Annotated in this window: 17 protein-coding genes and 2 pseudogenes; 3 read left to right on the forward strand and 16 right to left on the reverse strand. The window is 59.0% G+C overall.

The window, feature by feature from the left end:
- Positions 1–322: 322 nt before the first annotated feature.
- From HZZ13_RS36640 to HZZ13_RS01785, 5 genes are all read right to left on the reverse strand, one after another.
- Positions 323–547: a hypothetical protein gene (locus tag HZZ13_RS36640; RefSeq protein ID WP_246504248.1), complete on the reverse strand. Its 225-nt coding sequence runs from the start codon at positions 545–547 to the stop codon at positions 323–325.
- 255 nt (positions 548–802) lie between these two features.
- Positions 803–1,027: a putative nitrogen fixation protein NifT gene (gene nifT, locus HZZ13_RS01770; RefSeq protein ID WP_027571421.1), complete on the reverse strand. Its 225-nt coding sequence runs from the start codon at positions 1,025–1,027 to the stop codon at positions 803–805.
- Positions 1,024–2,205, reverse strand: a complete 1,182-nt coding sequence (nifS, locus tag HZZ13_RS01775) for a cysteine desulfurase NifS (RefSeq protein ID WP_197957936.1) — start codon at positions 2,203–2,205, stop codon at positions 1,024–1,026. The genes nifT and nifS overlap by 4 nt, the downstream gene beginning before the upstream one ends.
- Positions 2,202–2,492: a NifU family protein gene (locus HZZ13_RS01780; RefSeq protein WP_197957937.1), complete on the reverse strand. Its 291-nt coding sequence runs from the start codon at positions 2,490–2,492 to the stop codon at positions 2,202–2,204. The genes nifS and HZZ13_RS01780 overlap by 4 nt, the downstream gene beginning before the upstream one ends.
- 38 nt (positions 2,493–2,530) lie before the next feature.
- On the reverse strand, positions 2,531–2,851 hold the full coding sequence (locus HZZ13_RS01785) for a HesB/IscA family protein (protein ID WP_197957938.1): 321 nt from the start codon (positions 2,849–2,851) through the stop codon (positions 2,531–2,533).
- A gap of 262 nt (positions 2,852–3,113) precedes the next feature.
- Here HZZ13_RS01785 and HZZ13_RS01790 point away from each other — a divergent pair, with 262 nt between their 5' ends.
- Positions 3,114–3,704 (forward strand): hypothetical protein, encoded by a 591-nt coding sequence (locus tag HZZ13_RS01790; RefSeq protein WP_197957939.1) that lies wholly within the window; start codon positions 3,114–3,116, stop codon positions 3,702–3,704.
- 7 nt (positions 3,705–3,711) lie between these two features.
- Here the strand turns inward: HZZ13_RS01790 and HZZ13_RS01795 are convergent, their stop codons facing one another.
- Positions 3,712–4,107, reverse strand: a complete 396-nt coding sequence (locus HZZ13_RS01795) for a Rieske (2Fe-2S) protein (RefSeq protein ID WP_197958102.1) — start codon at positions 4,105–4,107, stop codon at positions 3,712–3,714.
- 455 nt (positions 4,108–4,562) lie between these two features.
- Between HZZ13_RS01795 and HZZ13_RS01800 the strand changes: the two are divergent.
- Positions 4,563–4,843: pseudogene (locus HZZ13_RS01800) on the forward strand (transposase domain-containing protein); the annotation flags it as partial.
- 611 nt (positions 4,844–5,454) lie between these two features.
- On the opposite strand, the gene HZZ13_RS01805 reads toward HZZ13_RS01800, so the two are convergent.
- The 3 genes from HZZ13_RS01805 to HZZ13_RS01815 form a co-directional block, all read right to left on the reverse strand.
- The gene (locus HZZ13_RS01805; RefSeq protein WP_197957940.1) at positions 5,455–5,691 is read right to left on the reverse strand and encodes a hypothetical protein; all 237 of its coding nucleotides are present in this window, start codon (positions 5,689–5,691) and stop codon (positions 5,455–5,457) included.
- Complete coding sequence (locus tag HZZ13_RS01810) at positions 5,688–6,047, reverse strand: transposase (RefSeq protein ID WP_197957941.1); 360 nt, start codon at positions 6,045–6,047, stop codon at positions 5,688–5,690. The genes HZZ13_RS01805 and HZZ13_RS01810 overlap by 4 nt, the downstream gene beginning before the upstream one ends.
- A 1,003-nt stretch (positions 6,048–7,050) precedes the next feature.
- Positions 7,051–7,923: a host specificity protein gene (locus HZZ13_RS01815; RefSeq protein ID WP_210349179.1), complete on the reverse strand. Its 873-nt coding sequence runs from the start codon at positions 7,921–7,923 to the stop codon at positions 7,051–7,053.
- Between the two features lie 310 nt (positions 7,924–8,233).
- On the opposite strand from HZZ13_RS01815, the pseudogene HZZ13_RS01820 reads away from it, so the two are divergent.
- Positions 8,234–9,329, forward strand: a pseudogene (locus tag HZZ13_RS01820) (transposase).
- A 7-nt stretch (positions 9,330–9,336) separates the two neighbouring features.
- Here HZZ13_RS01820 and HZZ13_RS37810 read toward each other — a convergent pair.
- The 7 genes from HZZ13_RS37810 to nifN form a co-directional block, all read right to left on the reverse strand.
- A complete protein-coding gene (locus HZZ13_RS37810; protein WP_512699603.1) occupies positions 9,337–9,420 on the reverse strand; it encodes a hypothetical protein in 84 nt (27 codons plus the stop codon).
- Complete coding sequence (locus HZZ13_RS37815; protein WP_512699600.1) at positions 9,413–9,565, reverse strand: hypothetical protein; 153 nt, start codon at positions 9,563–9,565, stop codon at positions 9,413–9,415. The genes HZZ13_RS37810 and HZZ13_RS37815 overlap by 8 nt, the downstream gene beginning before the upstream one ends.
- 856 nt (positions 9,566–10,421) lie before the next feature.
- Positions 10,422–10,721, reverse strand: a complete 300-nt coding sequence (gene fdxB / locus HZZ13_RS01825; protein WP_197957942.1) for a ferredoxin III, nif-specific — start codon at positions 10,719–10,721, stop codon at positions 10,422–10,424.
- A gap of 15 nt (positions 10,722–10,736) precedes the next feature.
- Positions 10,737–10,937, reverse strand: coding sequence for a CCE_0567 family metalloprotein (locus tag HZZ13_RS01830; protein WP_027571428.1), 201 nt, complete (start codon positions 10,935–10,937; stop codon positions 10,737–10,739).
- Positions 10,934–11,410, reverse strand: coding sequence for a NifX-associated nitrogen fixation protein (locus HZZ13_RS01835; RefSeq protein ID WP_027571429.1), 477 nt, complete (start codon positions 11,408–11,410; stop codon positions 10,934–10,936). Before HZZ13_RS01835 ends, HZZ13_RS01830 begins: the two co-directional genes overlap by 4 nt.
- 6 nt (positions 11,411–11,416) lie before the next feature.
- Positions 11,417–11,812 (reverse strand): nitrogen fixation protein NifX, encoded by a 396-nt coding sequence (nifX, locus tag HZZ13_RS01840; protein ID WP_197957943.1) that lies wholly within the window; start codon positions 11,810–11,812, stop codon positions 11,417–11,419.
- Positions 11,809–13,215, reverse strand: a complete 1,407-nt coding sequence (gene nifN, locus HZZ13_RS01845) for a nitrogenase iron-molybdenum cofactor biosynthesis protein NifN (RefSeq protein ID WP_197957944.1) — start codon at positions 13,213–13,215, stop codon at positions 11,809–11,811. The genes nifX and nifN overlap by 4 nt, the downstream gene beginning before the upstream one ends.

The following is a 13,215-nucleotide window of genomic DNA, read 5'->3' on the forward strand; positions in this document are numbered from 1 at the left end:
AACCGCGCAACGGAGCCCAATCGCAAGCGGTGTCAGGCCTTGCTCAAGTAGAAAGCGGAGCTTGTTGCGAGAGAGCGCGTCCGAATCAACGATCGCATAGTGGGTGTGGGCCGAGCGCTCGATGATCTGCCTCGCATAGCTAGGCAACAGCTGTTCGTTAAGCGACAGCCGATCAAGAGAAAGGTCTCTCCGGTTGACCTTGATGATGAATGTCGATTTCGGTCAACGCCCTCGACGTAGTCCGCGTTGGAGATAAGGAAGTTGTTGGCCGGCTGCACGCTGCCATGCGACTTGTACAGCACCCCCGTCGCCCAGCTGACGGTCACGGCACTGCCGATCTCTCGGCCAAGTAGATCGTAAAAGCGATACCAGCGATTTTCGCCAATGCCGACGCGGGTGATACGGTGATACCTTGCACTTCGCCCCATCGATCGCGCTTACCGAGCGCCGCGAGCGTGGCGGCATAATACCAGACGTCGACCATGAGTGGCAGCGATAGCGTCGGCTCGACTGGCCGAGCGAAAGCCTGCGTCATCAATGCCGTCACGGTGGAGCGATCCTTGTTGATCTCGACATGTTGCGCCGACGCCCACGCATTGCCCTAGCCCGCCGCGGCAGCGCAACCTCGATCGAAGAAGCCGGCCAACGCCTCCGGTGTGGTCGGCATATCGGACCTGCACAATTCGGCGAGGCCAGGACCGAGGTGGGGAACAATGCTCGCGGCCTTCAGGGCGGCAGCGGTGTCCACGAGCGTGGCTTTTGTATCGGCCGCATCGACAAAGTCGATCTGCGGGGGCGCCTTTCACGGATCGTCCCCGTTCTCGCCCCGTTTTTTAGCGTTGATTGTAATCGGTAGCCGTGTGTCGCTCGCCATCTCGGGCAAATCGAGTACCCAGCCATTAGCTACTTTGATCCAGCCGCCCCATAGCGTTTCGTGCTCGGATTCCACGATTGGCTCTTCGAGATCCTTTTTTGGCACGTAGATCGACAGGCCCGCGTCCGGAGACCGGCGGATCATGATTTTCACGAGGTCAACTCCCTGGCTGTGACGCAGGAGGTGGCGCGCAGGCGAGCCACGATTTCGGACACTGCGCACACGACCTCATCGACCTCCGCGAAGGAGGTTTCACGCGACAGAGAAAAGCGCACCGCGCCACGGATCCGGCACGCCGGCACGTCCATGGCACGCAGAACATGCGATGGCTGCATTGAGCCGGAATTGCAGGCTGATCCGAGGGACACGGCAATGCCCGCCAGATTGAGATGGTGCGCGATGGCTTCGCCTTCAAGATGATCGAAGGCAATGAGGGCCGTGTTCGCTAATCGATTGCCGATATCGCCGAGCGCAACGCACTCGCCATTGTGTAAAATTCCCTGCTCAAGCCGATCGCGCAATCCGCGAATGCGAACGCTCTCCGGTTCGAGCCGCTCCGCCGCAAGCTCGGCAGCCTTTCCCAGGCCGACAATGCCGGGAACATTCTCGGTCCCGCCGCGGCGCCCTCGTTCCTGTGATCCGCCGCAGATCAGCGGCCGGAATTTTGTCCCTTTGCGCAAATATAGCGCGCCAATCCCCTTGGGGCCGTGCAGTTTGTGCCCGGACAGCGACAGCATATCGATCGCACTGTCCTTTAGGTTCACTCGCACTTTACCGATGGCCTGGACTGCATCGGTGTGAAACAGCGCGCCCGCCTCACGGCTCAACCCTGCCAGAAACTCCACAGGAAACATCGTTCCGGTCTCGTTGTTCGCCCACATAACCGAGGCAATCGCTGTGCGTGGCCCGAGCGCGCGGCGAAACGCCTCGATGTCGAGCCGGCCGCGGGAATCTACGGGTACGATGTGCGTCTTGACTCCTCTTGTCGCCAATTGCTCGATTAGCGCAAGAACGGCAGAGTGCTCTACCGAGGTGGTGACGATCTCGTCGCGGTCTTCCTGCGTCGCAAGCGCAGAGAGGACCGCGGCATTATTGGCCTCGGTCCCCCCCGAGGTGAAAACGATTTCATGATCATGTGCGTTCCCTAGCAGGCCCCGCAAGCTACGCCGGGCCTGCCTCACAGCGACCGCGACCTCGCTGCCAAAGGCATGCGTGGACGAGGCATTGCCGAATTGCTCGGTGAAGAACGGCAACATGGCTTGCACGACGGATGGATCGGTCCGCGTCGTTGCATTGTTATCGAGGTAAATCGGCACTCGATTTCCGCTCAATCCACTGCCTCGCCTACAGCAGCAACGGGGATCAGGCGAACCAATTCGCCGAGTTTATCGACCAGCCGCGCCTGAATGCCTTTCAGCGTCATCCTCGAAAGCTTGCACAACGTGCAGGTAACGGTCCACCTAACCATGACCCTGCTGTCATCGATCCCGATCAGGTGGCAGTCGCCACCGTCGCGTTTCAGATTGGATCGGATCTCTTCGATTACGCCGCTAATGCGACGCTCTCGGTCTGTCGCGGTGGATAACGATTGCCTCAGTTGTTCTGGTTCGGCCGGCATGCTTCGATGTCTCCTCCTCATCAGCTGAACGATTTTCATCAGCTGAAAGATTTTCCGCAGGAGCAGTTCGCGGTGGTGTTCGGGTTGTGAAAGGTAAAGCCAGAACTCTCCAGTGCCATCACGAAATCGATGGTCGTTCCCACCAGATGCTCACGGCTCTTTTTATCGACGAACACCTTCAGCCCGTCGCATTCGATCACGGTGTCGTCAGGCTTCGGTTCCTCGGCCAGGCCCATCTTGTATTTGAATCCGTTGCAGCCGCCTGCTTCGATCATGACGCGTAGACCGCTGGTCGGGCGCGCCGACGATGAAATCGCGCTCTTGATTGCATTCACTGCGCTGTCCGTCAGGTTGATCACGGCTTTCCCTCATCAGCTTGGATCTAGCTGCTAAGGGCAAGTCACGTGCCAGCGCGCAGACGCTTGATGATGCGCACTTTTTCGAATCGCGCCTGTTGGCTTTGGATCGGTGTTGGGTTCCTGACAGAACTAGGTGCAGCCCCTCGACGCGTTTTCTTTCTAAGCTACGCTCGGGGCAGCGACGCACGCGACGGCAAGCAATTTGCATCGCGTCGGGCACTGGCCAACGCGTCGGTGAAGAGCTTAGATCGAGGACGAATTAATGACTGCAATCGAGAACACCGCACTCGGCAGACTTGAGAGCGAGGGCCGCCTGCTCAATGCCGTACTCAAAGGCGGGACTACCAAGCCGGGCCGGTTCGGTTTTCGCGGCGACGTCGCACTAAAATTCCAGGCTCAAGTTGCGGACGAGAAACGGCCGCCGGACTATTCGATTGAGCAGGTTTTGGCGATCGCGCAGGAGGGAGAAGGCACCATTCCGGTGCTGGCCGGCTACCTGCACTCATTCGCCTATCTTGCTGACGTCGCAACTGTGCTCGATGGCGCGTTAAGCCCAAATGGCAGTTACTTCATGTTCTGTAACAACATAGACTTGCTGGCGAAATACCGAACCAAGCTCGATGGTATTACCTTCCGCGTCCTACCGTGCGATGAATCCACGGTTTGGAAGGAGATGATGGACCTGGTCGGGATCAATAAGGATGACATCAAGAAGCTGGATGCGGGCGGCAAGCTCGATTACCTGCTCGATGAGGCAAGGAAACTCGATCTGGCCTACAACGAGATCTCCTACGAGGACGGGCTGAAGAGGATGGAACCGGTCAGAAACCGTAACGAGAACCGGCCAGTCTAAGCGCGGTTCATTCGTTCTGGGCCGCATCGTCTTCAACAAGGCGCACGCCGACGACACAGATATCACCATCCAGAACTGTCAACGCGATCGGCGTGAGCGCTCTACCCTTACACGGACCTTCGACGCACCGCCCAGTACCGAGTTCGAAGGTAGAACCGTGTTTGCCGCACATCAGTCGGATACCGTATGGATCGAGGAATTGGTTCCGCTCCCAGTCCAAATTGACGCTGTTGTGGGGGCATTCGTTGACATAGCCAAGCACCTTTTTGCCCCAGCGCACCACAATGATGGACCACGGGCGGTGATTGCCACCATCATCGACGACCATGAGATGGAATCCCATGGCGTGGCGGCTCGGAATGTCGTTAAAGCCGCAAACCGCATAGATCGCATTTGGCTGCATTGATCGCTCGTACATTGCAAGACGTTCTTCATTGTCGCCGTGCAATCAACCGTGCAAGAACCGTACAAGTGCCGGAACGGCTCGTGTTTCCGGAATACAACGTGCAAGCTTCACTGTTGCATCGCACTTCATTGGCGGGGGTGCACAGTTAGACTAATTCGCACGAGCATTGAGCCTTGCTGCCGTTTCCATGCTGGCTGCGCAGCTGCAGCTTTCGTGTTCCAACATTTCTGGGCTAGTTTTCGGAGACCTAAACGCGGCTGCTGGTCTTTGCTGCTGGTTCGCCACCTGTGAAAGGCCCCGTGGCGATGCCGTCCGATGGCGTATCCGGCATCGCAAGTGCCTTCGCAGGAAAGCTGAACGCTCGCTTCCAGCGTTCCGATGGTGCGCAAGCCGCGAGCGTGCGCCCGCTTTAGGCCAAGACCCTTGCGCTCGCGCGTCGCTGCTGGTTACACAGCCGGCGCAAGTTCTACGAGCTGCATGTTGCAGAAAGCTCTGAGCTCGACTCCAAAATCTGCGAACACGCCATCAGGCTACCAATAATTACAAGGAATAGCCTCTTTGCCGGTAACGACGGCGGCGGACGACCTGGGCGACCATCGCAACACTGCTACAGACGGCAAAGATGAATAACGTCGATCCGTTCGCCTGGCTCGCCCTACAATTCCAGCGTATCGCCAACGGATGGTCGAGCAGCGAAATCGACGCGCTTACGCCATGGAACCACGCCGTGTGACGGCCGCAGCTTTTCCACTTACATTCGAGAGCGAGTGCCTCGGCCGGTGCGGCACGCAGGACACCTTCTATGTTGGCAACATGAACAGGAACGGGCGCATCGATCAGCAGAAACCTTTATCAAGACCTACAGCAAGGTGCGTTAGCCAAGCTGTATGCCCCCAAGGCGCCGATCACAGCGGCTGAACGACAGGCTCGTGCCGCTCTTCGACGGGCATGGCATTCCGCTGAGCTGGATCCTGACCGACCGCGGCACCGATTGCGCGACGCCGGACGTGAGATCTTTGTCGGACACCTGCCGCTACACGCACCGGCTGTCAGGTCGAGTCTCAAGCCGGACATCCCAGCAGAAAGGCAGCCGGCGTGGTCCTGCCTTCTATCCTACAACATCAAGGCGCTGCGCCACCGCGAGATGTTGATTGGCAACCAGGCGGCGCAAAGCCGCCAACGATTTGCGTCGCAATGGAAACCGCCGCGGCCAAACACCGGCGCGCGGGCGCCTCAGCTCGGCAAGACCAAATGGGCAGTCCGGTGACGCTTGCAGCCGACGCATCAGGCTTCGCCACGAGGTCGCCCGCGCCCAAGAACTATAATCGTGGCTGACGGCAAGTTCTAGCCGAGAGCCGTCCGTTCCACGCCAGCGTAGCCGAACAGAAAAAATGGAGTTGCGGCCATCGCCGCAATCGTCGTCTCACCAGGAAGAAATCGCTTATTGATCTCGTCCGTCGTACGCAATTGATCCCAATGCTCGGCAGGGAAGCCGTAGAAGTCCATCAGGGTTTCGCGATCCTTAACCGGGATTTCGACCGTCCGCCCGTTATCTTTCCGCAAAGACTGGTTCTTGGTCACATAGTCGAGCGCGAGCTTCCGCGATTGCCGCTTCGAGCGGACGTCCGGTTCGGCGCCCAATAGACCTCGTGCGGATACTTCTTCATGGCGGCCTGCACCGAGAGCGGGAGCATTTCTAGGATATTGACGGTGTTGTACACCCAGCATCGCTGGTGTCGCATGCCGCAAAGACCTCGAGCGCCTTTCGAAAGCCGAGCGCGCGGTCCCCGACCGCAATTGCGGGGGCAATCTGCAACCCGCGCTTGCTTGACGTTGATCAGGAGCTCGCACCAGCTCTGTGCGCTCTCCAACACGCCAATTTGAAAGCCAATCAGTTCCTTCTTGCCTTCCGGCGTTGCCCCGATCAGCACCAGCATGCATTCGCCATGATCTTCCATGAGGCCTGCAGCAAGACCCCATCAGCCCAGACGTACACGTATCGCCGCGCCCACAGATCGCGCCTTTGCCAGCGCTCGTACTCGCCTTGCCACTCCGCCGGCAGCCGGGAAATCACCGCAGGTGACAGGTTGGACGCGTTCTTGCCCCGCAAGGCCGTCATCCTGGAAATCACCGCTCGAGCTGCCGCGCAGGTACAGCACCGCAGACATCCAGGGTTCTGGTCCGCCTTGCCCACAGCGGCAGGATCGCCGAGCTGACCGGATCCGCCCATCTCCCGCCGCCCCGCGGTCACGAATCTTCGCTGGCGCCACCTCGACCAGTCCGACGCCGGTCACAATGTTCGCGCCGGGCCGTAACCATGCGACACGGGCGCGTCTGTCGGCAAGCTTCGAATCCTCCACCGTGGCAAGAAATGCCTCGGCTTCTACCTCGACGGCCTGCGCCAGAAGCTGCCGCGCACCGGCCGCGCCGGACTCCGATTAGTCGGTCATCGATCTCGTAGGCAGACGATGCGGGACAGTATTGGTAGTCTCATTCATGTCGTATTATTCTCCTCGAAGGTCTGGCAGGCTTCTACACCCGTCTTGATACGCCGCCTGTCTCAGGCCGTCATCACCCACTTTCCCCCACAGTTCCAAGCGAAGCTCGCGGCCAAGCTTGACCATCTCGCAGAGAGACCACAATTGACAAGACACATTGCGCTCGCGAGCGAGATGTCGCCAACTGTATGGTGTCCCACTCAGCAAGATTTGCTCGGTGACCGACTCTAGCCGACCCCGGGGGCACGGGACTGCGCAGCGCCAGCAAAGGCGGCTGAGGACTAAGCCGCGCTGGCGGCGAGCGGCCCAGCGCTGGTCGGTACAGCACTCCGGGCGCGACCCCGCCGCCTAAGCTCGTTTTGAAGTGGCGAGCCATTCCTGCAGCAACATACTCAACGAGCTCAGTAGTCGCCGCTTGAAGGTCCGGCCTCGTTCACAGCGACTATTCTGCAGGCGACCCCGGGCCTAGATTAAGTCGCTCGAAGTACCAAGACGGGTTGTCGCCGGATGACTCTGTCTCATCACTCGCTTCACTCGCAGCCCGCTCGATTCTTGCCTGAGCACCACTACTCTCGGCGGCGAGATATCCTTCAGGTTTGCCTGCCCGTTGCCATTTACCTTCAGCGTTATGCGTCCACTTGTCGGGATGCTGGTGAGGATCAAGCACCCAGTGCTTATCACTCACAGGAACAAAGCCCATCTGAGCCAGACGGGGCTCGATGCCTGGCAACGCAGGTTTTGACATAATCAATGCTCGCTCGCCGTCCTGCCGAAGCTGATGCTCCAGTAGAATATCGCCAGCGTTCTCGACGAGCGGATGAGTAACCCGAAGATCTACTTGGGATGTGACCCGGTTTCGACCGGGAAACTGGGCGCTGAATCGCCTTCCTCCTACCCGAAGTCCGCCTTCTGTCCTCAGAAGCCCAACAGTTTTGTCACCCAAGCGATAGGCGTAATATCGCGCCTCATCCGTATCTTCATCGGTGTGACCCTCGGTTCTAGCAACGTATGCTGCGCGCTCAGCTTTTGTCGATATATAATCCGAGTATTCCTGTGGATTATCAGCAATGTGCTTGATGTCATCGCTATAGAAAGCCTTCACTTCTTCCCCAAAGGTCTCGATGTCGATCTCGTCGATCGGAGGTCGTGAAACTACGGAATACGGCCGTGTCGCTGCCTGAGACGAACTTGGGCCAGCATCGGGTGCCATGCCTGCAAGCCTTTCCGAAAAGCCCTCGTCATCTGAATGCCTCGCTTCATCAGCCTGGGTAGCGCTTGTGGATTGGCTGGATGAGCCAACAATTCGGCCATACATCGGATCGTCCTCCTGTCGGTACGGTTTGGGGGTTCTGAGCTCGCGCGAGCTCTACCGAGGATGGTAAGAGGTGTAGCTGACTATGAGCTGACGCGCCCGGTTGAGCATCAGTTGCGCGCTCTTGTGAAGAGGAAGCTACTTCGTGATCCACGAAGAACGGCTAAGCGATTGAGCTAGGATCGCATTTTTGCCGCTGTGGACTGGTTTGCGATGCAGTGTTTGGTGCACCGGGCATCGGAGCCTTGCAACTTCATTTTTGAGATTCTGTCGAATCGCCAGCCATGATTCCGTGGTCGCATCGGAGGTGGCGATGCAAACGAAGAAGCACAGGACGACGGATCGGGCGATCTGTTCCGGGCCAGGCTAGACCAGATCATCAGTATGAAGCACGCGCTGGTCAGCTCGCCGGCAGGGTCGATTGCGACTGGGTGGAGAGCGAGATCGCACCGCTGCACAGCGTGAACGGCCGGTCCGGAATCGTGACCCGCTTTGTGATCGGGCTGCTGCTCAAGCACATTTACAGCCTGCCCGATGAGGGGGTATGCGAGCACTGGCTCCACGACCTGTATTTCCAGCACTTCATCGGCGAAGGGTTCTTTCGTCACGCCTTCCTGCACGAGCGCTCGGACCTGAGCCACTGGCGCAAGCGGCTAGCACAAGCTGGAGCTGTTGCTCGCCGAGAGCCTGCGGGTGGCGCACGAGGCCGGCGCGTTACGCAATCAGGCCCTCATGCGGTCACGGTCGACACGACCGTGCAGAAGGCCATCACCTTCCCAACCGATGCCAAGCTGCACGCGACGATCAAGGGGCTCAACCGCCTGGCGAGCAAGCAAGGGGTCAAGCTGCGGTAGTCCTATCTTCGCATTGCCAAGACTGCGGCAATAATGGCTTCCCGCTACGCCTATTCAAGCGACATCAGCGGCACATGCGCATCCTGCGCAGCTGGCTAGGCCCGATCATCCGCGACATCCGCCGCGAGATGGAAGGCCAGTTGCGCTCGAGACGCGTTCGCCCTCCCGCTTGGTCGGGCCACGCAGATCCGCTCGCAGCAGCAGCGCCGGTGCGGCCGGAAGCTGAATTCCTTCCACGCGCGGGAGGGGAAGTGCATCGGCAAGGGAAAGGCCAGCGCACCTTACGAGCTAGGCGCACCCGCGTCGCGTCTTCATCTCCGGCCAAAAGAGCGGGGTCTTCGGCATCGAACCCGTCGTCGGACACTAAAGGCCGACAGTTACCTCGGCCGCTGCTACCTCAAAGGCCACGCCGGCGATGCCGCCAACGTCATCGTCTCCGTCGTCGGCGACAACTTCCGCCGCATCCTCGTCTGCCCGAGGGCTCTTTGGCGTCTCTTCCTGACCACCATCATCGCTGTCCTCAGCGACCGCTCACCGCTGAAATCGGTTTGTTAACGGTCGACTACTTCGTAGGCTTGTCGACCCGCCGCCACTCGTCGTTTTCGCTGTTCGTCCACACTTCTGGGTGCTGATTCGGGTCAAGCACCCGCCCAGTGGTTGCGGCCCACGTGAACAAAACCCATCTCCGCCAGACGGGGGTCCATGCCTCTTGTGGCAGGACGTGACAAAACCAACGGATGCTCGCTGTCCTCCCGCAGTTGATGTTCCCGCAAGATATCGCCCGCGTTCACGACCAGCGGATCGTTGCGGCTAAACTGTTCCTGAAAATGGTCTCCTTTAATTCGTGCCGGGCCTCCTGCTCTTAGATCGCTCTCCTATCGGCAAAATTGCACCCGATTGAGCTCGTGCCTCGCAAGTTCGCTAGAATATACAAGCTAGCTGACCACAACCTGACCGCAGCATCTGCGCGGCACTCCGACGCGCATGCACACGCGCGGGTTACCAATCGTAGGCTGACGGAGCGTGATATTGCCGACGCTCGATCCATCAAGGATGCGACACCCAACGGTGCAGACCTGCACCACCGTCGTTTCCTCGGACCGTCGCCACCATTGAGAGACCCATTCGACCAGGAACATTGGCCATTGCAGCCGTGTGTCGAGGATCGGCGGCTTGCGACCAGAATTACCGCTCGGTGCTTTTGTCGCGGCGTCGCACCGTCCATCTAATTCCGGGCAGCGTCCCAATTGGAGAATTGCGGAGGCACAGGTGCCCCCATCACATGCGCTTCGACGCGATCGGCCATGATCAGGCAGACAATTGACCACGACCGGCGCACCGCAGCCGACTTACGCTCCTGCCGATCCCGCAGCCGGGCACGCTACAGGAGAAGATCGGCACCTTGTTTCCGCGGGAACGTCCCCTATTTCGGAAATAAGCAATTCACAATCTATGAAGAACACGAAGGCAACTTGGCCATCCGCCCCGCGTAAGGACTAGGCGCCTTTGGCGAAAACGTGGACTCGAGCCCGCCGGCCGCGTCTCCGTTGCGGGTTCACCTGATCACCAACGGCTCCTCCCTCCATATCCCGCCAGCTGCTGCGCCGTCCTCGCGCGCGCGCGAGAGAGAGAGAGAGATGCCTTCGCTTATGCAGCTTCGGCTGCGGCCGAAACGTGGGTCTGGCAGTCCGCCGGGCAAACCCTGGCGCACGCACCGCAGCCGATGCAGGCACCCTCATCGTTCAGAACCATAATCTTCTTTTCGATCTCATCGTCCTCGTCATTGTCGAGATCGACAAGTTCGCCTTCCTCGTTGGTTCCTTTCAAAGTCATGACATCTCGACCGCACACCTTGAAACATCGGCCGCAGCCGATGCACTTCTTGCTATTGATCGAGATCAGATACTCTGGCGTCCATTCGCGTCCATCTCGCGTAGCAAATGACATGGGTCGGGGCCTCCTTCAGGTAATTTCCATCGCCTTCAGATCACGGCTCTTGCGCTCCAGTTCGGCATAGGCGTTGTACGCCTTCTGCGCCACCACCATGATCGAGGTCCAGTTGACGGGCAATTCTTCCGAAAGGTCGTGCAGATCCATCTTGGCTTGTGTCGCCTTGACGGACAGTTTCTTTAGTTCTACCTTCAGTTCTTCACGATCGCTCATGAGTATCCCCAATAGTTCGCCACGTCGGGAAACTTCCGAATCAGTTCGATTCCATCGCTGACACATTTATCGCCCTGCTGCGCGAGCTTTACCAAATTATCGAATCCGAAGCGATACACATCGCGCAGCTGCTTGTTCACGGCGATCAGACGGCCTGAGATGAGCACCATGCGGGCGAAGCCTTCATGATGCAGATCCAGAATCGGCTGGGTCATCACGCCGGTCTCCCTCTCGATCGAGAGCGCGACCGCATCGAAGAACAGCTTAAGCCGCCACAGCGTATCGGGATCGGGATCACCGATAATCGGCAATGCACGCCGTTTCTCCTCGTCTAGAATATAGAGTTCGAGCAGATCGAGATCGCTCTTCGCCTTCCAGGCTCCGTTGGTGTCCTGAGCACGCCAAACCTTGATCAACTCCATGAGGAACGGCGCGTCGACGGCGTTCCCCTGCCGCTCTATTTTTGCAATCATATCACCTCATTCGTCGAACTCGAAGGTTCGGCGTCGGTCTTTTGCCATAGCCTTGCGTAGCCAAGGAGGTGGCGTGCCCTTCAGTACGCGCTCGAGTTTCTCGAGCAACACCAGAATACTTTCTGGCTTGTTCACCTTAATAGGATGGATCTTGTTGGCCACCACTCGCGCAGCCCCGGCACCGCCAATGGCGGCGACATAAAGAATCGCGCAATCCTTGATCGCCTCGATCTTCGGCGCCAACTTGTCATCGTTGCCGTCCTCCTTAAGATCGCCCTCAAACTCAATCGCCTTGAGAAACACGTGACCGCCAGGCGTGACATCGTAGATTGCGATATTCTTTGCCCAACCAAAATGGGCATCGACGCGTTTCAGGTCCTGAGTGGCAAACGCGACCTTCATGCAATGGCCCCCTCATCTGCGCCGATCGGACTGCGATACCCCGAGTATGGTGGCAGCCCGGCCGCAGTCCGCCATTTGTCGGGCGTAGGCTGATCGTTCTCCTCGCGATGCGCGATCACGAGATTGGCGATGTCGAAGATCAGATTGCGGGTACCACGATAGCCCACGGATAGTTGGTGTCCCGCACCAAGTCGATCGAACATCGGAAAACCCGTACGATAGAACGGGACTTTCAGCCGAGCCGCCGCTTGCCTGCCATGCGAATGCGTGATCAGCAGGTCGCAATGCCTCGTTTTGGCAAGCCATTCCAGATCCTCAAGATCGCCAATGAGTACTTCCTTGGTCTTGATCCGCTCAATCACCCCCGACTGAGTGGTCGTCACGGCCGCGGTCACCTGCGCGCCCATGTCGTGCAGCATGCCGGACAGATCGAACAGGAGGTCTGGCTCAGCGCCGATCGCAACTTTGCGACCGCCAATATGGAAATGCGCGTCCAGCATTGCATCGGCGAGCTGACCGCGCTGGCGCCGATACTTCAGCGGTATGGGGCGGCCGCTGATCTCGCTCAAGAACGTCATGAATTCGTCGTTCGGACACAGGCCACACAGCCGCTCGAAGACACGAACAGGCACGCCGGTCTTGCCCTGCATGACCTCTGCCGCGCGCTGCATCTGCGCGCCGATTGCAATTGTCCACCCGGCGCGGCCCATGCTCGCAATTTCGTCGACGCCGATGCCGCCGATGGTCGTTGGCGTAAACTCATCGGGGATACGTCCATCGAGCGATCCCGCCAGATCAGGGAGGAAGGACGGGCACAACCCGAAATCATCCAGTATGACACGGAGTTCATCAAGGTCGCCGGGCGTGAGGTGACATCCCGGCAGAACATTCACCTTCGATGGATCCCGCAGGCCGTTGGCGTTGGGCTCCACCAGCACCTCCACAATGCGCGCCACAGCCCTCTCCCAGCCGTCCTGGAACGCGCCCTTGAAATCAGGCGTCGAGACATACACCAGTGGCAACTTTGCGAGTTGCGGATGACTGCTCCGGATTAGCTTGAGGTAGGCATCCACATCGTCGCCGTTGGTCTCGGTGACGCCGGTCGAGCAGATTCCGATGATCTTTGGCTTGGTACGGTTATAGATGTTCAGTATCGCCAGCTCGAGATTCTCATAGCCACCGAGTACGGTCGCGACTTCGCTCATCGCGGTGGTCTGCAGCGGTACTGCCTCTTTGAAATGCCGGACAAAGAGCGTGAGACCGAAGGATGTGCACCCCTGGGAGCCGTGCAGAAGCGGCATCGCCCCGCGCAGCCCCATGAAGGCGAATGCGCCGCCGATGGGCTGACTCATCTTCAGCGGGTTGACAGCGCAGGCTTTTGTCGGCGCCGTGACGATTGCCAT

Origin of the sequence: Bradyrhizobium agreste, from assembly GCF_016031625.1 — a bacterium.
In the GTDB taxonomy this organism is placed as follows: Bacteria; Pseudomonadota; Alphaproteobacteria; order Rhizobiales; family Xanthobacteraceae; genus Bradyrhizobium; species Bradyrhizobium agreste.